Source organism: Oceanobacillus sojae (assembly GCF_007991515.1).
GTDB lineage: Bacteria > Bacillota > Bacilli > Bacillales > Amphibacillaceae > Oceanobacillus > Oceanobacillus sojae.
In genome coordinates this window covers 1-16,714 of record NZ_BJYM01000014.1, presented here as the reverse complement: position 1 = coordinate 16,714, position 16,714 = coordinate 1, and the positions used below count along the sequence as shown (strand labels likewise).

At 37.7% G+C, this 16,714-nt stretch carries 19 protein-coding genes; 14 read left to right on the top strand and 5 right to left on the bottom strand.

From position 1 onward, the window contains the following. Positions 1-5: 5 nt before the first annotated feature. On the top strand, positions 6-1,211 hold the full coding sequence (gene lhgD / locus OSO01_RS15895; RefSeq protein WP_147211457.1) for an L-2-hydroxyglutarate dehydrogenase: 1,206 nt from the start codon (positions 6-8) through the stop codon (positions 1,209-1,211). A gap of 78 nt (positions 1,212-1,289) precedes the next feature. Here lhgD and OSO01_RS15890 read toward each other — a convergent pair whose 3' ends face one another. Next, entirely contained in the window at positions 1,290-1,559 is a 270-nt protein-coding gene (locus tag OSO01_RS15890; protein WP_147211456.1) for a YesK family protein, read from the bottom strand. A 229-nt stretch (positions 1,560-1,788) separates the two neighbouring features. On the opposite strand from OSO01_RS15890, the gene cypC reads away from it, so the two are divergent. The 6 genes from cypC (at position 1,789) to OSO01_RS15860 (ending at position 8,114) form a co-directional block, all read left to right on the top strand. Then, entirely contained in the window at positions 1,789-3,036 is a 1,248-nt protein-coding gene (gene cypC / locus OSO01_RS15885; protein WP_147211455.1) for a CYP152 family fatty-acid peroxygenase CypC, read from the top strand. Positions 3,037-3,287: 251 nt separating this feature from the next. Next, the gene (locus tag OSO01_RS15880) at positions 3,288-3,695 is read left to right on the top strand and encodes a CotD family spore coat protein (RefSeq protein ID WP_371863307.1); all 408 of its coding nucleotides are present in this window, start codon (positions 3,288-3,290) and stop codon (positions 3,693-3,695) included. 234 nt (positions 3,696-3,929) lie between these two features. After that, positions 3,930-5,336: an NADP-dependent phosphogluconate dehydrogenase gene (gene gnd / locus OSO01_RS15875; protein ID WP_147211454.1), complete on the top strand. Its 1,407-nt coding sequence runs from the start codon at positions 3,930-3,932 to the stop codon at positions 5,334-5,336. A 140-nt stretch (positions 5,337-5,476) separates the two neighbouring features. Then, positions 5,477-6,148, top strand: a complete 672-nt coding sequence (locus OSO01_RS15870; protein ID WP_147211453.1) for a hypothetical protein — start codon at positions 5,477-5,479, stop codon at positions 6,146-6,148. A 109-nt stretch (positions 6,149-6,257) separates the two neighbouring features. Then, positions 6,258-6,908, top strand: coding sequence for a YdeI/OmpD-associated family protein (locus OSO01_RS15865; RefSeq protein WP_147211452.1), 651 nt, complete (start codon positions 6,258-6,260; stop codon positions 6,906-6,908). Positions 6,909-6,938: 30 nt separating this feature from the next. Further along, complete coding sequence (locus tag OSO01_RS15860; RefSeq protein WP_147211451.1) at positions 6,939-8,114, top strand: GNAT family N-acetyltransferase; 1,176 nt, start codon at positions 6,939-6,941, stop codon at positions 8,112-8,114. 73 nt (positions 8,115-8,187) lie between these two features. Here OSO01_RS15860 and OSO01_RS15855 read toward each other — a convergent pair whose 3' ends face one another. Continuing rightward, positions 8,188-9,048, bottom strand: coding sequence for a YihY/virulence factor BrkB family protein (locus OSO01_RS15855; protein ID WP_147211450.1), 861 nt, complete (start codon positions 9,046-9,048; stop codon positions 8,188-8,190). 491 nt (positions 9,049-9,539) lie between these two features. On the opposite strand from OSO01_RS15855, the gene OSO01_RS15850 reads away from it, so the two are divergent. The 3 genes from OSO01_RS15850 to OSO01_RS15840 are packed head-to-tail and all read left to right on the top strand — an operon-like array spanning position 9,540 to position 10,658. Then, positions 9,540-9,986, top strand: a complete 447-nt coding sequence (locus OSO01_RS15850) for a DUF948 domain-containing protein (RefSeq protein WP_147211449.1) — start codon at positions 9,540-9,542, stop codon at positions 9,984-9,986. Further along, complete coding sequence (locus tag OSO01_RS15845; protein ID WP_147211448.1) at positions 9,983-10,435, top strand: DUF948 domain-containing protein; 453 nt, start codon at positions 9,983-9,985, stop codon at positions 10,433-10,435. Before OSO01_RS15850 ends, OSO01_RS15845 begins: the two co-directional genes overlap by 4 nt. Further along, entirely contained in the window at positions 10,425-10,658 is a 234-nt protein-coding gene (locus OSO01_RS15840) for a hypothetical protein (protein ID WP_147211447.1), read from the top strand. Before OSO01_RS15845 ends, OSO01_RS15840 begins: the two co-directional genes overlap by 11 nt. Before the next feature lie 49 nt (positions 10,659-10,707). Here OSO01_RS15840 and OSO01_RS15835 read toward each other — a convergent pair whose 3' ends face one another. Continuing rightward, complete coding sequence (locus tag OSO01_RS15835; protein ID WP_147211446.1) at positions 10,708-11,139, bottom strand: DUF948 domain-containing protein; 432 nt, start codon at positions 11,137-11,139, stop codon at positions 10,708-10,710. A gap of 268 nt (positions 11,140-11,407) precedes the next feature. On the opposite strand from OSO01_RS15835, the gene cwlD reads away from it, so the two are divergent. The 3 genes from cwlD (at position 11,408) to salA (ending at position 13,563) form a co-directional block, all read left to right on the top strand. Then, positions 11,408-12,136 (top strand): N-acetylmuramoyl-L-alanine amidase CwlD, encoded by a 729-nt coding sequence (cwlD, locus tag OSO01_RS15830; protein WP_147211445.1) that lies wholly within the window; start codon positions 11,408-11,410, stop codon positions 12,134-12,136. Beyond that, complete coding sequence (locus OSO01_RS15825; RefSeq protein WP_147211444.1) at positions 12,129-12,443, top strand: hypothetical protein; 315 nt, start codon at positions 12,129-12,131, stop codon at positions 12,441-12,443. Before cwlD ends, OSO01_RS15825 begins: the two co-directional genes overlap by 8 nt. Before the next feature lie 61 nt (positions 12,444-12,504). Beyond that, complete coding sequence (gene salA / locus OSO01_RS15820) at positions 12,505-13,563, top strand: iron-sulfur carrier protein/transcriptional regulator SalA (protein WP_147211443.1); 1,059 nt, start codon at positions 12,505-12,507, stop codon at positions 13,561-13,563. 95 nt (positions 13,564-13,658) lie between these two features. On the opposite strand, the gene gerD is transcribed toward salA, so the two are convergent. After that, on the bottom strand, positions 13,659-14,276 hold the full coding sequence (gene gerD / locus OSO01_RS15815) for a spore germination lipoprotein GerD (protein ID WP_147211442.1): 618 nt from the start codon (positions 14,274-14,276) through the stop codon (positions 13,659-13,661). Positions 14,277-14,553: 277 nt separating this feature from the next. Between gerD and OSO01_RS15810 the strand changes: the two genes are divergently transcribed. Continuing rightward, positions 14,554-15,207, top strand: a complete 654-nt coding sequence (locus OSO01_RS15810; RefSeq protein WP_147211441.1) for a KinB-signaling pathway activation protein — start codon at positions 14,554-14,556, stop codon at positions 15,205-15,207. A 229-nt stretch (positions 15,208-15,436) separates the two neighbouring features. Here OSO01_RS15810 and pdaB read toward each other — a convergent pair whose 3' ends face one another. Further along, on the bottom strand, positions 15,437-16,192 hold the full coding sequence (pdaB, locus tag OSO01_RS15805; RefSeq protein ID WP_147211440.1) for a polysaccharide deacetylase family sporulation protein PdaB: 756 nt from the start codon (positions 16,190-16,192) through the stop codon (positions 15,437-15,439). Positions 16,193-16,714: the final 522 nt, after the last annotated feature.

The window sequence follows — 16,714 nt, the reverse complement described above, 5'->3', positions numbered from 1 at the left end:
GTAAAATGAAGGTAGATGTCCTAATTGTTGGAGCAGGAATTATTGGCTTAAGCACTGCTTATCAGCTATCAAAAATCCATCAGGATAAAAAAATTGTTGTTGTAGATAAAGAAACAGAGGTGGCGAAGCATCAGACGGGACATAATAGCGGTGTGATTCATTCAGGAATCTATTACAAACCGGGGTCCTATAAAGCAAGATTTGCCCGGAATGGCTCCAAGTCGATGGTAGAATTCTGCGATACACATGATATAAAGTACAATCAATGCGGCAAGGTGATTGTGGCTACCGACGAGTCTCAGATCGCAAATATGAATAAGTTATATGAAAGAGGAATAGAAAATGGTTTAGATGTAGAGCTCTTAAATAGTGATGAGGTTAAAGAAATAGAACCATTTGTAAATACAGTCGGCGGAATACATGTTAAAAATACAGGAATCGTTGATTTTAAAAAGGTTACTGAGAAGTATGGAGAGCTTTTCGTAGAGAATGGCGGGGAACTGCGTTTACATAATGAAGTAAAAGATATACAAATTGAGAAAGAGATAATAACTGTAGTAACCAGCCAGGAGAAGTATGAAGCAGATTATTTGATTAATTGTGCCGGGTTATATAGTGATAAACTGGCACGTATGGCTAATATCAAGACAGATGTTCAAATTATTCCATTTCGAGGCGAGTATTTTGAATTAGATGAACGTATTGAACATTATGTAGAGACACTTATTTATCCGGTACCCAATCCTGATTTACCATTTTTAGGCGTGCATTTTACAAATATGATTAGCGGCGGGGTAGACGTCGGACCTAATGCAGTGCTTGGGTTTAAAAAAGAAGCGTATCAAAAAATCGGTTTTAATTTAAAAGAAACATCGCAAATCCTCACCTTCCCCGGTCTTTATCGAATGGGCTTAAAAAATATCAGGGAAGCTGTCGGTGAATACTATCGTTCATTTAGTAAAAAAGCATTTGTAAAGGAAGCGCAAAAATTAATACCTTCATTAAATGCAGAGGATATCAGGCCGATGGAAGCTGGAGTCCGCGCACAAGCAATGAAGCCTGACGGGACTATGCTGGATGATTTTTATTTTGAAGAAAATGCGTACAGTCTGCATGTATTGAATGCTCCATCTCCTGCTGCTACATGCTCAATTGAAATTGGAAAAGAAATAGCTAAACGATTTAATCAAAAAATGGAATCAGTAATATGAAATCAATTTTCTTGAACAATTATTTAAGGGCTGCCTTCTCGTGTACAAGAGGAGGCAGCCTTTTTTAGGTTTAAATAATTATTTATTTTTTGGATGTGTACGAGTCCAGGAAATAATCACCATCAGTATAAGAACAGCTGTGGAGCTGATAAAAGCAGCCAGACTTATATCACCTATAAGAGATTCCTCTCTTCCCTCAAAGAAATAACTGAGGAATATACAAATCAAACTGAGTGAGCTGACAACCATTGGCGGTACGATTCGCTTCTCTTTTAAAAATATACTTATTAGAAATAGAATAGCACCAATACCAATCATGATTGGTAAGTATCCTGTTAAAAATTCCATTCTTATCACTCCAGTAACTGACTAAATTTTAACCTTCCTTGTATATAGTTTCCCAAGTGTGAATGTAATTAATCTAATTTCTTTTGTTCTGCTTTATTTACTTTCTAATTAAGGCAGTTATTTTACAGGATTGGAACTTGTTAAACCAGACTCCGGTTTTTTTGTTTAAGTTGGAAATAAAAAAGGAACGATAATATTAAGAGATATTATTTATGGAGGGTGAATTAAAATGTCGGAGACACATATGCCAAAAGACAAAGGTCTGGATCATACGCTGAAGCTTTTAGATGAAGGGTATCGTTTTGTAACCAATCGCTCGGATAAATTTGAATCACGTATATTTGAAACAAGACTTCTAGGTGAAAAAACCATTTGTATGGTAGGTGAGAAAGAGGCAGAGCTTTTTTATGATAATACCAGGTTCTCCCGGAAAGATGCCACCCCTGGCCGGATTCAAAAGACATTATTTGGAGAAGGGGGAGTTCAAGGATTAGACGGTGCAGAACATCACCATCGAAAAGCTATGTTTATGTCGCTTATGACAAAGGCAGGTCTGGAAGAGATGTCTGCTATTATTCGGGAAGAATGGGAGAGGGAAATAAAACAACATTCCAATACGGAAATACAAATTTATCAAGCGGCAAAACATATATTAACGCAAGCCGCCTTACGCTGGACGGGAGTACCTTATCAAGAAGCGGATGTGCCGGAATGGGCTGATCAATTAAGTGACATGTTTGAAGAAGCCGGGACAGTTGGATGGAATCATTGGCAGGCAAGAAGCTCGAGGGCCAAAGCAGAGGAACGGATAGCGGGCTTGTTAGAGAGAATACGCAAAAAATCTGCAGAGGTCAGTAAGGATAGCCCGGTATACCATTTTGCAATGCATCGTGATTTAGATGGTGAATTACTTGATGTTCAAATCGCTGCAGTCGAATTATTAAATTTATTGCGCCCAATTACAGCAATTGCTGTGTATATTGATTTTGTTCTTCTGGCTGTTTATGATTACCCGGAGGAAGTGGAAAAATTGGCTTCAGAGGAAGACATACAGCATTTTATTCAGGAAGTAAGACGATTCTATCCATTTTTCCCTGTTGCTCCTGCGCGAGTTAAAGAAGATTTCAACTGGAATGGATATACTTTTGAAGAAGGAACATTAACCTTATTAGATTTATACGGTACAAATCACGACCCGGATATTTGGGATAGACCGGATAGCTTTCAACCAGAACGATTTCAAGCATGGAAGGAATCGCCGTTTAACTTTATTCCACAAGGTGGAGGAGAATTTAATATCGGTCATCGTTGTGCCGGTGAGTGGATGACAATAGATGTATTAAAAACAACACTGGATTTTTTCGTGAACAACCTTTCTTTTGAATTTACAGAGCAGGATTTAAGCTATGAAATGAATGATATTCCGCCGGTTCCGAAAAGTGGAGTAATTATCAAAGAGGCACAGTTGAAAAAGTGATGAGATTAAATAGTATTTGAATAACCTTAAAGGCTCCTTGTTAAAAATAATGCTTTAAGGTAAGTTTGTATTTTAAAAAAGCTGCCCATCAAAAATACCCTGGCAATCGGGTTACCGTCTGTCAGGGACTTTTTGATGGATAAGAATAGAGGAGAAATTCCTGAAAAATAGGTCTTTATATCAAACCGACTATGATGAGTGTACATAGTCTATAGAGAAAGATTAAAGAAATGGAAAGGAGGTCCTTTACGGTGAGAGGTAGTAAACATCATCAAGGACAATTCAATCAAGGCTGGGGGAACCAACAGGTACAAGGAGCTTCTATGAAAGGGAATTGCAATAATATGTCACAGCAAATGCCAATGCAGCAAATGCCGCAGCAACAAATGCAACCGGAATTTTGTGCTCCACAAGTATCACCTACGCAACAAGGTCCGACACAAGTGTCTCCAACAAAGCAATACGTAAAAACAAACGTTTCTAATACTGAGGTAAAGCATATCCATCCTAGTCATACTACAAATGTTAACAAACATATGACAACACACAAACACTATTTTCCTCATACAGAATCTGTTGTAAATGATATTAAAGAACAGCATGTTATGTGCGGAAAACCGCATCATCCTTGCCCACCCCAAGGCCCTTGTGGATGCTGAAGGATTAGGATCTGAATAAAAAATCATCAATTCGCAGTCTGATGTGATGCTGCGGATTGGTGATTTTTTTATGAATTTTGAGCAACCTAGTATAGTCTGAATTGGCATGTTGATTCGTCTGACTTATCTCATTATTAAGAAAAGAAAACGTGAGGGTTGGTTTCTACAGAAGAAATCCGTTATAATAAGAAAAGATTCAATTTAAATTTTTTAGGCAGAGAGGAAAGAGTATATATGAAGCAGGAAATTGGTGTTATCGGTCTAGCCGTGATGGGAAAAAATATTGCATTAAATATAGAGAGCCGAGGCTTTGCGGTTTCTGTTTTTAACCGCACCTATGAAAAGACAGAACACTTTATGGAAAACGAAGCAAAAGGAAAAAACTTCTATGGTGCAAAAACAATTGAAGATTTCGTTCAATCACTTGAGAAGCCCCGCAGAATTATGCTTATGGTGAAAGCTGGCCCTGCAACAGATGCAACTATCGCATCCCTGCAGCCATATTTAGAGGATGGCGATGTCTTAATTGATGGTGGAAACACCCTCTATGAAGATACAATGCGCCGTAACGAAGAATTAGATAAAACGGGTATTCATTTCATTGGAACTGGTGTATCCGGCGGGGAAGAAGGAGCTCTCAAGGGGCCTTCTATGATGCCTGGCGGACAAAAAGAAGCTTATGATCTGGTTGCACCAATCTTTGAAGCTATTTCTGCCAAAGTAGATGGTGAGCCATGTGTTACTTACATTGGACCAAATGGTGCAGGCCATTTTGTGAAAATGGTTCATAATGGTATTGAATATGGAGATATGCAGTTGATCGCTGAGGCATATGATCTAATGAAGAATGTTGCCGGTTTAGATGCAAAAGAGCTGCATGAAGTATTTAAAGAATGGAATAAAGGAGAGCTGGACAGCTTCCTGATTGAAATTACTGCAGATATTTTCACGAAAGTCGATGATGAAACCGGGAAGCCGTTGGTTGAAGTGATTCTTGATAAAGCAGGACAAAAAGGTACTGGAAAATGGACAAGCAAAAACGCACTGGACTTAGGTGTACCACTTCCATTAATTACAGAGTCCGTGTTTGCCCGTTTTATTTCTTCCTTAAAAGAAGAACGTGTAAATGCAAGCAAAGTACTCTCCGGCCCTGCTAAAGCAGAAGTATCAGAGAGCAAGGAAGAGCTTATCGAAGCAATCCGGCAGGCACTTTACATGAGTAAAATTGTTTCTTACGCACAAGGCTTTGCACAAATGCGTGCGGCTTCTGAAGCAAATAACTGGAACTTGAAATATGGTGATATCGCAATGATTTGGCGCGGCGGATGTATTATCCGTGCAAACTTCCTGCAAAAAATCAAAGATGCCTATGATCGTGAGGAGGATTTACCAAACCTTATGCTTGATCCTTATTTCAAAGAAATTGTAGAAGGATACCAAGCTTCTCTTCGTAAGGTTGTTTCTTTAGCAGTTCAGCATGGGGTGGCAGTACCGACATTTGCAAGTGCAATTGCTTATTATGACAGCTATCGTTCAGAGAATCTGCCTGCTAACTTAATCCAGGCACAGCGTGATTACTTTGGTGCGCATACGTATGAACGTAAAGATAAAGATGGTGTCTTCCACTCTCAATGGTTTTAATGGCCATGTAAAAAAAGTTTCTTGTGTTTGATAATGAAAGAATGTCCTGGAATCAAATAGCTTTGATTCTGGGATTTTTTTATAAGTGAGAAAGAAGTTTGTAAGCTATATTTAAAGTATCTGTTGGGGATGGGGTAAATTTGAGAAAAAGATTAGGCTGCTTACATGCTCATTATTCAAATATAGGATATATAGATGAGGCATTTTCCGCGTATGATATTGAATTGATTCATTTTACTGATCCAGGATTAATGCATCGAGTTACTTCAGATGAAAAATTTCAAGAAGCAGATGCTCAAAATAGAGTGAATGAACAAATAGAGTGGATTGCTCAATGTGATGTTGATGCTATCCTTATCACCTGTACAAACTATATTGCTGTTTTAAAGGAAGATCAGCTTTCTATCTCTGTTCCAATTATTAAAATCGACGAGCCTTTCTTTGCTTTTATCTCTAATATAGAGCAGCCCCAGAAAATTCTTTTTACAAATCCGGCAACAATTCAAGGAACAATAGATCGGCTTAAACAGTATGCTGATTACCATCAAAAATCTTTAGATTTAGAAGTTGCGGTTATCGGCAATTCGTTTGACTTGATCATGCGGGGGCTAAAGGGAAAATACAATCAAAAAATTTACAAATATTTAGACCAGGCTGTGAAGGAAGACAATAAAATTATTTCCATTGCTCAATTATCCATGGTTGATGCAGCTAAGCAAGTTGAAGAAAAAACATCGAAGAAAATTATTAACCCGATGAATACACTGGTACCGTTTATTGTGAATCATTTAGAATTAGAGAAGAACGAATAGGCATTATTTAATTAAAAGGAATAAAAAAAGCTTTTTTTAGGATTAACGGGCCTTCTTGGTAAAAAGTGAGGCACAATGATATATTTGGATGAAGCAGGGAGTGAATATAGTGGCGATTATAGATAAATTAAATCTCAATAAGTACAAAAACATGGCTGTCATCAATCAGCCAAAAGATTATGATATATTTACAGGACAAAACCAGACACTTGAGCAAGAGCATGATGCTATTTTTATTTTTGTAGAAACCCTGGATGAGATGGTTGTACATACAAAGGAAGTTATAGAACGCCAGTTACTGCTTCCAAAGGGTTACTTATTTTTTGCCTATCCCAAAAAGGGGAATAAGCGCTATAACACGTCTATCCACAGGGATGAGATTTTTCCGGCAATGAAGGTGGACGAGGAAGGTTATGTACCTCATAGTGATTTGAAATTTTCCCGTATGGTGCGTATGGATGATGTATTTACTGTTATTGGCTTAAAACGCGAGCAGCGAACAAAGAAGAAAACAGTCTCTGCAAGCCAGCGTGTGGCGGATTATGCTGAAAATATAAAAGATATTGAAGCATTATTAGCTGATGATCCAGATATACTTTCATTTTATCAAAGTTTGACACCAGGTTATCAAAAAGACTGGGCCCGTTTTTTATTTTCTGCAAAACAGCAAAAGACACGTGCTAAGCGTAAACAGCAGATGTTTGATATTTTGTCTCAAGGGTATAAATCGATTGATCTGTACCGGCAACAGAAGAAGTAAGTCAGTTTTATCGAAAAGAGGAGGATGGTTATGATTCAACAGATTCCAATCACAAATGATGAAATTTATGAGTTATCCGCTTTTGCCTTTCAATTTACACCTGCACCGGAAGAAATAGAAAAGAAAAAGGAAGCAAAAAAACATGAAACGGTATGGGGATGGCTGGAGGGAGAAAATCTGGCTGCCAAGGTTCATCTTATTCCATTAGAAACACGTATTCATGGAAAAATCATAAAAACTGGGGGCATTTCTTCAGTTGCCACATGGCCTGAATATCGGAGGAAGGGGGCTGTTCGTCAACTGCTTATCCATGCTATTAGAGAAATGAAAAAAGAAGGCTATCTTGTTTCTTATCTGGCACCATTCAGTGTTCCATTCTACAGAAAATTCGGCTGGGAAATGACAATCAATGAAATGCAGTTTACAATTCCGATGGAGCGCGTACCAAAGTTTAAGGGCATAAATGGTAATGTACAACGCATGAAGGCAGGAGAAGAATCCGTTTTAAAGGAAGCTTATCAGGAATACACGAAGCAGTATACAGGTATGCTCGCCCGCGATGATCATTGGTGGGAGCATAAAATCTTCAGCAAGAAAGAGCTGAATACAGCGATTAGTTATGATGATAAGGGAAACGTTGACGGCTATATACGCTATAAAGTAAAAGATAGCAAGATGAATATTGATGAATGGGTTGCGATTACTCCAGACAGCAAAAAAAGGCTGCTTCAGTTTATTTCCAATCATGATTCTATGGCAAAGGAAGTACACTTGACGCTCCCAGATGATGATTTACTTCCGCTTTTTATGGAAGAGCCAAGAGCAAAGCAGGAGCAAAAACCATATTTTATGACGAGAATTGTAGATGTAGAGTCTTTTCTAAAGGTGTATCCATTTTTAAAGCAGGGAGACAGGGAAGAGACTTATACCATTAAAGTGAAAGATGAAATTTGTGAGGAAAATAGCGGTTTTTATCAGATTCATTTTCAAAATGGAACGCACCACATAGAAAAAACAGAAAATCCGGCAGAACAGAATTTGACTGCATCGTTGAGTATTCAGCAATTAGCAATGCTTTTATTAGGGAAAATAACGCTGGAGCAGCTATATCAGCAAGCGTTTATTTCTGGTGACTTGGATAATATAGTAAAGCTGGACACGTATTTACCTAAAAAACAGCATCCATACCTGGCCGACTTTTTCTAGAGAGACGCAGAAACATTCCTATAAGTGAAAACAAAGCCCTGACTTCATTATAAAAAGACAGGGCTTTGTTTAATTATTCTTCCTTACCAGCTGCAGTTTCTTCTCTAGCTTCCGTGGAATCATCTACTTTTTTCTGGTGATACATACTATTTAGCAAGGCCCCTACCAAGAGGATAACACCTGTTAAGAAGAACCAGATCATCAGGATGATAATTCCCCCAAGACTTCCGTAAGTAGCTGAGTAGTTGCCAAAATTAGATACATAAATAGAAAAAGCAAATGAGCTTACTAACCATAGAATACTTGCTGTTAATGTACCTGGCAGAATATGCTTGAAAGGAAGCTTCTTATTTGGAGCAAAACGATACAATCCCAATAAGATAGCAGTAACAATTACAATTACCATGATTAAACGTGATATTTGCAGAATAAGTCCTGTTCCTTCACTGATGCCGACAAAGGAGATTAAGAAATTAACAATAACATCACCGAAAACAAGCAGAGTGATAGATGAAATTGCTGCTAAAAGTAATCCGATAGTCAACAGGACAGCTGTTCCGCGCACCTTAATGAACGGTCTTGTCTCTTCCACTTCAAACGCCTGGTTTGAGACTTGAATAAATGCATTAATTCCATTTGATGCAGACCAGATAGTACCTAAAATCCCCACGGTTAACAATCCGCCACGGGGTGTTTCCACCAGACTGACGATATTTTCTTCGAAGGTTGAAGCTAATTCTTGCGGTAAGATGGATCCAATAAATCCAACAGCGTCGTCCGGGCTTATGTTAAAATAGGGAATAATTGCAAAGCCAACGATAAGAAGCGGGAAGACGGCTAATAGAAAATAATAAGCAAGTGCAGCTGCAAGTAGTGTCGTATTATTCTCGGAAAAACGTTTCATAAATTCTTTACCAAATTGTTTTATATCCATAGTCGCCTCCAATGATAAATTTTTATACCTTTTCCATTCTAGTGCTATTCCCTGAAAAATGGAATAAATATATTCATAAAGTTTAGGAAAAGATAATGGTATATGAACTCTATACCCGAAAATGAAAAGAAATAATCTTGGTGGATGGGAGAAATGATAAAATTCCTGTTTGTACGGTGAATAGAACGTCCTAATATTCGCATTCGCCCTAAGGGTTTTCTATGAAATGAGCAATCGGAGTATTGACAGGGTTGTATGGAATTAACCGCTGCATTCGCTTTGAAACATAAGTCTGATTGCGTTTTTGTAATATTATAGAGAAGAAACGTTTTATTTATTTTGGCAGGTGGTATAATATTGACTATAGAGGCTGTTCAAAAAGTCCGGTAAAAAATGAATGTATAAAAGAAATGCGGGCAAGTGCCTGGAAGAAACGGCAAGTTCATTATATCCTTTTGAACATGCAATGAAAAAGGAGGGGATTTTTACATATGCCTATTATTTCTGTAGGACTTTTACTTATTGCCATCGCGTTCGCTGTCGTTTGCTGTTATATAGCATTTACATTAAATCGACTTTCCTATAATATTCGTTCGCTCGGCAGGTCAGTTGTAAAAATGGAAGAGGAAATGAATCATATTACACCTGAAATTTCGACATCTTTGCAAGAGGTGAATCATTTAATTGATGATACGCACAAAAAACTGCAGGCAACAGACAGTGTCTTTGGATCTTTAGAGGATGTAGGCACTTCTGTTCAGAGCTTAAACGAGGCTTATAAAGTGAAGCGGCAGGCATTGGATGATGGTAAACTCGAAGAAAAATTAAACCTGGCGATGAAAGGTATCACTTGGAGCGAAGCAGCGATACAAATTTATAAGAGCTATCAGGCAAGTAAAATGAATAAAGTCAATCAGCAGAGGGAGGAAGTAAAATGACATTGATAGGGATTGGCGTCATTATTATTGGAGTCGCATGTGTTATTTTAGCTATTTTTATTGGTCATTTATTAAATAACTTAGCAAGTGTATTAAGTGGCGTTGACAAGACGGTTCAGCAATTACCGGAACAATTGGATGGCATTTTAAAAGAGACAACAAGTATTATTCATGAAAGTAATCAGGCTTTAGCGGATATAAATGATAAGATGGAGCAATTAAGCCCTCTATTTTATATTGTTGGCGATGTTGGAAGTGCTACAAGAAAACTTTCTTCTTCTCTAGTAGATGTAACCAGCTCTGTGAAAACAAAAACAGAGGTAGGTCAGGAAGTTTCAGGTAAAAATAACTTAGGCGGTGTATATGGTGGAGTTGCTCTTGGTTATTATTGGTTAAAGAAAAAAAGAGATTTAAAACGCGAGAAGCGGGCATATACACATGAGCAGTAAAGCGTATAAAGCCGGGATTGTTGCCACTACAGTTGTTGGAGCTGCGTTAGGCTGGACTGCAGGTGCATATGTGAAAAAGAAACGGTCTTTAGAAGAAAACCCATCATTATTAACCCGTCTCCGTGATTTCGAACAGCGTCTTTATCATGACGGCTTTCAAAAATCAACAGAGCTTCAGGAGATACGGCAGGAAGTTGAAAATAGAATTGCAGAAGAGAAATAAGAAATCCGCTTGGAACCGAGGTTCCAAGCGGATTTCTTATTTTATGACATTATTTCTTGTTCAGCTTTACAAGGAAATAACCGATAGTTGCTAAGCCGTAAATTCCCTGCAAATTTTTATTTGCTATTGTCAGATTAGCTTCTTCTGTTTTTTCCTGTAATTGATTTGCCGTTTTAAGTACAGATGATGTCATATTATGTGTAGCTCGTCCAGCGTCACCAACCAGATAGAACAAAGGAGATAATTCCTTGATCTGTTGATTGACCTGCTGCAATGTTTCGTTACCTGTTTTAAGGACATCCGTTATTTGCGAGGTAATTCCCTCTACCTGCTCTGGTAACTGATCCGTAGTTTTTTGAGCACTGGCAATGAGCTTGCCGGCTCCTCCAAGCTTTAGGAATAGAAAACCAGCTACTGCCATTAAGCCCAATCCAATCAGAACAGCTCCAATACCTAATAAAATTAATATCCAATCAGCCATAATTATACCTCCGAATCATTATTCCTATATATACAATATCACATGAGGAATAGTTTAAAACATTTATTTTTATTTTAGCATACAAGAAAAGATAAGTCATAAACCTAACAATAAGCCCATAAATTTTAAATAAAAGGAGTTTGCTGTTTAATTTTTATAAAGTTGTACATGCTGTATCAAACAGTATTGAAATAACGGTATTCTTTGAAGTTTGCATTTCCAATCGCGGTAAGCAATACAAATTTATGCCAGAAAGGAACGAAGCGATATGTCAAAAAAGAAGAAGCTGGCTTTTTGGTTTCTAGGTTTATTTTTACTTATTTTCTTATTACAGTATCCCACAAGGGAAGCAATTAATTCTTCTAATTCCACCTGGGCATTGCCATTAAACGGAAAAGTTATTGTGATTGATCCCGGGCACGGCGGTCCGGATGGAGGAGCCGTGGGCTCAGACGGGACAGTGGAAAAAGATATTGCATTGTCAGTATCCAAGATGGTTCAATCCTACCTTATGCAGCACGGCGCGCTGGTTTATTTAACACGCGAGGAGGATGTTGATTTAGCTTCTGAGGGGACAAGCGGTCTAGCTAACCGGAAGTCGGAGGACATACGGAATCGATTAGCATTTATTCATGAAAAAGAGCCGGAATTCTTTATTTCCATCCATTTAAACGCATTGCCTTCCAGTCAGTGGCATGGCGCCCAGACCTTCTATTATCCAAAATATGAAGAGGGGGAGCATCTGGCAACGATGATTCAGGATGAAATTATCCGTAATTTGGAAAACACGGATAGACAGCCGCTTGCTATTGATCATATGTACTTATTAAAGCATGCAGAGGTACCCGGTGCATTAGTAGAAATCGGGTTTTTATCAAATGTGACGGAACGTGAGCAGTTAAAGGATGAAACATATCAGCGTCAAATGGCAGCCAGCATTTATGAAGGGATTTTGCGATATGTTACGGAAGAAATGCAGACAGAAGAGAGTGAGTAAGGTATTATCTTTTTGTTTTAAAACTTTTAATAAGTGTAGAGATGAAGAGGCTGATATTAAGCCTCTTTATTTGCTTAAGCTGTATTGCCTAAAGACGTCTTCTGATTGTATTGCTGCTGACTTATATCCTTTCAATATGAAGCAGGCAAACCGCCTGAATGAAGTTTTGTTTTATCACAGCATGAGCGTCCGTAATTTCTCCGGCTGGGAAGGGAGAAGAAAAGGTAATATAAATGGAGAAAAACGGACGCTACATCTCCTGATTAACTCAACTACCATTCAGCCGGTTGAAGAGCAAACCGCCTGAATGAAGTTTTGTTTTATGTTATACTAGCTCATGGATAGATTCATATAAGGATGGTGAAGACATGTTAATACAAGAAGAGGTTATAGAGTTGCTTAACTCTGTAAAGGATCCTTTTTTACATAGAAGCTTAGAGGAATTAAATGCTATACAATCCGTTACGATTAAGGAAGAGAAAAAGCATGTCAGTGTGAAAATTGGAATTTCCAAAATGAATACTGGCGAACAAATGCAGTTGCAGCAAGAGATTGTAGGTATTTTAAAACGTAATGGTGCCAATACAGTAGGGCTGCGATTTGAACAGCTGCCAGAAGAAACGATAAAGAAATATCAGTCTGAAGCGGAAAAAGCAAAAGAAGAAACGTTAATCAGTGGTGCTTCCAATACACAATTTGTTGCTGTAGCAAGTGGAAAAGGGGGCGTTGGTAAATCAACTGTAACCGTTAACTTAGCGGTTTCCCTAATGCGTTTAGGTAAAAAAGTAGGAATTATCGATGCGGATATTTATGGTTTTAGTGTACCGGATATGATGGGTATAGAAGAGAGACCGGTTGTTCGCGGGGAAAAGATCATTCCTGTTGAGCGTTTTGGTGTCAAAGTTGTCTCCATGGGCTTTTTTGTGGAAGATAATTCACCGATTATCTGGCGTGGCCCAATGCTTGGCAAGATGTTAAACAGCTTTTTCACAGAAGTGGAGTGGGGAGAATTAGATTATCTATTGCTTGATTTACCACCTGGAACAGGGGATATTGCAATGGATGTCCACGAGCTCTTACCATCTTGTAAAGAGGTTATTGTTACTACACCGCATCCAACAGCAGCTTTTGTAGCAGCACGTGCGGGACAAATGGCTTTGAAAACAGATCATGAGATTCTTGGTGTTGTTGAAAATATGGCGTACTTTGAAAGCAAGAAAACAGGTGAGAAGGAATACGTTTTTGGAAAAGGCGGCGGCAAGAAGCTTGCTGACGTACTGAAAACAAAGGTTCTTGGCCAGTTGTCACTCCAACAGCCTTATGAAGAAGAGGATGAGTTTGCTCCATCTGTTTACCAGGAGGATCATCCTAATGGAAAAGAATATCATAAAATTGCCGCAAAAATTATTGCGAAATTAGAGGGGTAAGATAGAAAAAGATAGGACACTTGTTTTGACAGCAGCGTTCTATCTTTTTCGTGTTTTAAAGAGGAAATACATATGCAGGAAAGTTTATTCAAGTACTAACTGGATGAATCATCACTATTTTCATCGCCGTTAGATGAATTTTGGTTACTTTCCTCACTGCTGCCACCGGATGAATCTTTCTTTGCAGCTTCTTCTAGAGCCTTGTTTATCTTTTCCTGGAATAGCGGAGATTGAAGTGTTTCTTGTATGGTTTTTTCAAGATGGGCGCGAAATGCCTGGCTTGTCAAAATAGAAAGTATCTGCTTATCGACCTCAGGGTTTTTCAATATTTCAATCATTTGTTCCTGGAATTGGCTGTCATGCATGAGATCCTTCATAAGGTTTTTTTGCTCACCGGAGATGGACTTCGCATAAGTTTGTATGAATTCAGGATCTTGGAACATTTTCTTCCAATTTTCTTTACTTTCTTCAGATGATATAGCCTTTGTTACAGTTTCTTTTACTTCATCAGATTCTATAACCAAAAGCTCCTGTAATTCTTTATCGGCTAGTAAATCCTTTAATGCTTCCTTACCTTCCTCTGTCTGAAGAATATCAATGACCATCTTTTTAGTGGTTTCATACTCTGCTTCATGAGAATCATCATTGTTTCCGCAAGCAGAGATAAATAAAATGGATAAGACTAAGAATAAAATGGATATGTGACGTTTCATAAAATACGCTCCTTTCTTTACGAAATAAGAAAGTAAAAACTTTTTTCATGCATGTATTCTTTCATTAAGGATAGGGCTGTTTTAATTTTCAGCGCCTGCTCAAGCAATAAAGACAGGTACAATTCCAGTGTCGATTTGATGAGAAGGTCTGTAATGAGAACATAATCTATATACTCTTAATATGTTTGATAATTTAACAAAATATACACAAGCAATGAAGAAAAATCGGACACTTCATGATAAAATACGAGTGGTTACTTCTTTAGGAGGTGAAAAATTGAACACAAGAATATTAGTTAATTTCTTTTGGAAAGCATTCTGGTTTGGTGGGCTTGCCGGATTAATTGCAAGCTTTTTTATACGACCAGAGGAATATCTTACATATATGTCTCCATTTGATGCATTGGAGTTACTCGGGGTATTTCTTTTCTTCTTAGCGCTTGGTCTGACATTTGCGGCAGTAAGTATGACTGGTTTTTTTGCATATTTATTTGTGAATCGGATGGGGCTGAATTTATTTAAAGGGTATTGGCCAACAGTACAGGTTGGTCTGATTGTCTTTGTTTTATTTGATCTTATCTACTTCCCGTATCGTGCTGCAGAGGGAAATGCAGCGATATATTGGTTTATACTGATTGCAGCAGCGATGCTGGTGATTGGATGGAGTGTTGCAAAGATAAAAGCAAAAGAAACCAATTCGACAGCTTTTGTTCCTGCACTTTTTTTCATGATTGTTTTTACAACGGTCGAATGGGTACCCGGATTAATGGTGGACAGTATAGATTATGCCTGGTTGATGGTTGTACCATTATTAGTTTGTAACACTTATCAGATCTTAACACTTCATCGGTTGCCTTTCGTGGAAAAAGAACCGAAAAAAGGGCAAACATCTATATCAAAATCTAAAAAAAATTCAACTAAAAAAGCGTAAAGCAACTTCATATAAATAATTATATGGCCTTTCCTTTGCTCTGCCGTATTGTGATTTCTTTCTTCTATTATGATAATTAAACAGGCAGCTCCTTTCTATATAGAAAGGAGCTGCCTGTTTAATGTTTACAAACTAATCTATATTCAAAAGACCGGCATATTGCCTGGATCTAAATTTGTGAATAAAACTTTATCTTTTAAGAAACAGCATTCAGAAATGACAGAATGAGTTAATCAATCAGCTCCGCGTCTGCTTTTGCCTGGTTAATCATCTCAGATATAGTAATCAGTCCAAACCCTTTATTTTTTAAGCCCGGTAGAACTGTTTCCAGAGCTTCAGCCGTTTGTTTAGCGCTGTCAGAAGCATGTAAAAGTATGATATCACCGTTTTCTGTTTGTTTCATAACCTCATCAATAATTACTTCTACTCCAGGGTTTTCCCAGTCATCCGGATTCACATTCCAATGAACAACCTGAAATTGCATACCCTCTGCGAGTTCAATAATTTCCTCGTTTAAATGGCCGTGTGGTGTACGAAGAAGCTGAATATCCTCATACCCTAATTTATTCATTACTTCCTGTGCTTTTATCAAATCCTTTCTTATTTGTTCCGGCTCTTGGTCTAAATAACTTTTGTAACGATAGCCGAGCAGGCCGATTTCATGTGCTCCTTCAGAAATAGCTTCCAATAAATCTGGATGACGCTCAGCCCATTCACCGCTGACAAAAAACGTAGCCTGTACATCTTCATTTTCTAATACTTCAAGGATGCTTTCTACTTTTTCTTCTCCCCAGCTAATGTTAAAGGTGACGGCAACATCTTCTAAATCTTCATTTCCTTTTGATAGAGCTGCAGGTTCATCCTTAGTAAAAATAGCCATGATAGAGGAGGTTTGCGTCCAAATAAGAATTGCTGCTGCGAAAACAATAGCTGTTATTAATAATATTTTCTTCCGGTTCAAGCGAATTGTATAGAAGTGATTCAATTTTGTTCCTCCTTTTTTTGTTGTATTAAATTAAGAATTAGTTGAAGTAGTGCGAAATAGTTTGTTCTAGTCTATATATATGTTGTATATTTTGAGATATGTACAAGCATGCATTATTCTATAGAGAAAATTATGATAGAAGTGTGGGGGAAAGGAATGAATCAGTTGATATGGTGTACTCTTGGTGAAATAGATAACAGGAGACAAGAGAAGGGGGCATGAGAGAGCAGCATTCATTGTATAAATGGTTGTAAAAGGTATAATTTCTTGGTGAAAAGGGAATAGAGTATCTATATGTAGAGAGTTCTATAATGCTTTATCAAGAAGAAAATGAAAAAAGTAATTTGTTTAGTTTTTTTGTGGAAAAGTATTGCCCTTCTCCATTTTCTATGGTATATTAATTTCTGTTGTCAGAAGCGAACGAATCAAAACGAAATTACTTCGACAAAACACTTCAAAAAAAGTGTTGACAACAAAAACGAAACATGATAAATTATATCTTGTCGCGAAAAACGACAGATT

What these genes read in the sequence shown, in the direction of transcription:
- lhgD (WP_147211457.1), top strand. Translation starts at nt 6, where the DNA reads ATGAAGGTAGATGTCCTAATTGTTGGAGCAGGAATTATTGGCTTAAGC.
- OSO01_RS15890 (WP_147211456.1), bottom strand. Translation starts at nt 1,559, where the DNA reads ATGGAATTTTTAACAGGATACTTACCAATCATGATTGGTATTGGTGCT.
- cypC (WP_147211455.1), top strand. Translation starts at nt 1,789, where the DNA reads ATGTCGGAGACACATATGCCAAAAGACAAAGGTCTGGATCATACGCTG.
- gnd (WP_147211454.1), top strand. Translation starts at nt 3,930, where the DNA reads ATGAAGCAGGAAATTGGTGTTATCGGTCTAGCCGTGATGGGAAAAAAT.
- OSO01_RS15860 (WP_147211451.1), top strand. Translation starts at nt 6,939, where the DNA reads ATGATTCAACAGATTCCAATCACAAATGATGAAATTTATGAGTTATCC.
- OSO01_RS15855 (WP_147211450.1), bottom strand. Translation starts at nt 9,048, where the DNA reads ATGGATATAAAACAATTTGGTAAAGAATTTATGAAACGTTTTTCCGAG.
- OSO01_RS15850 (WP_147211449.1), top strand. Translation starts at nt 9,540, where the DNA reads ATGCCTATTATTTCTGTAGGACTTTTACTTATTGCCATCGCGTTCGCT.
- OSO01_RS15845 (WP_147211448.1), top strand. Translation starts at nt 9,983, where the DNA reads ATGACATTGATAGGGATTGGCGTCATTATTATTGGAGTCGCATGTGTT.
- OSO01_RS15840 (WP_147211447.1), top strand. Translation starts at nt 10,425, where the DNA reads ATGAGCAGTAAAGCGTATAAAGCCGGGATTGTTGCCACTACAGTTGTT.
- OSO01_RS15835 (WP_147211446.1), bottom strand. Translation starts at nt 11,139, where the DNA reads ATGGCTGATTGGATATTAATTTTATTAGGTATTGGAGCTGTTCTGATT.
- cwlD (WP_147211445.1), top strand. Translation starts at nt 11,408, where the DNA reads ATGTCAAAAAAGAAGAAGCTGGCTTTTTGGTTTCTAGGTTTATTTTTA.
- salA (WP_147211443.1), top strand. Translation starts at nt 12,505, where the DNA reads ATGTTAATACAAGAAGAGGTTATAGAGTTGCTTAACTCTGTAAAGGAT.
- gerD (WP_147211442.1), bottom strand. Translation starts at nt 14,276, where the DNA reads ATGAAACGTCACATATCCATTTTATTCTTAGTCTTATCCATTTTATTT.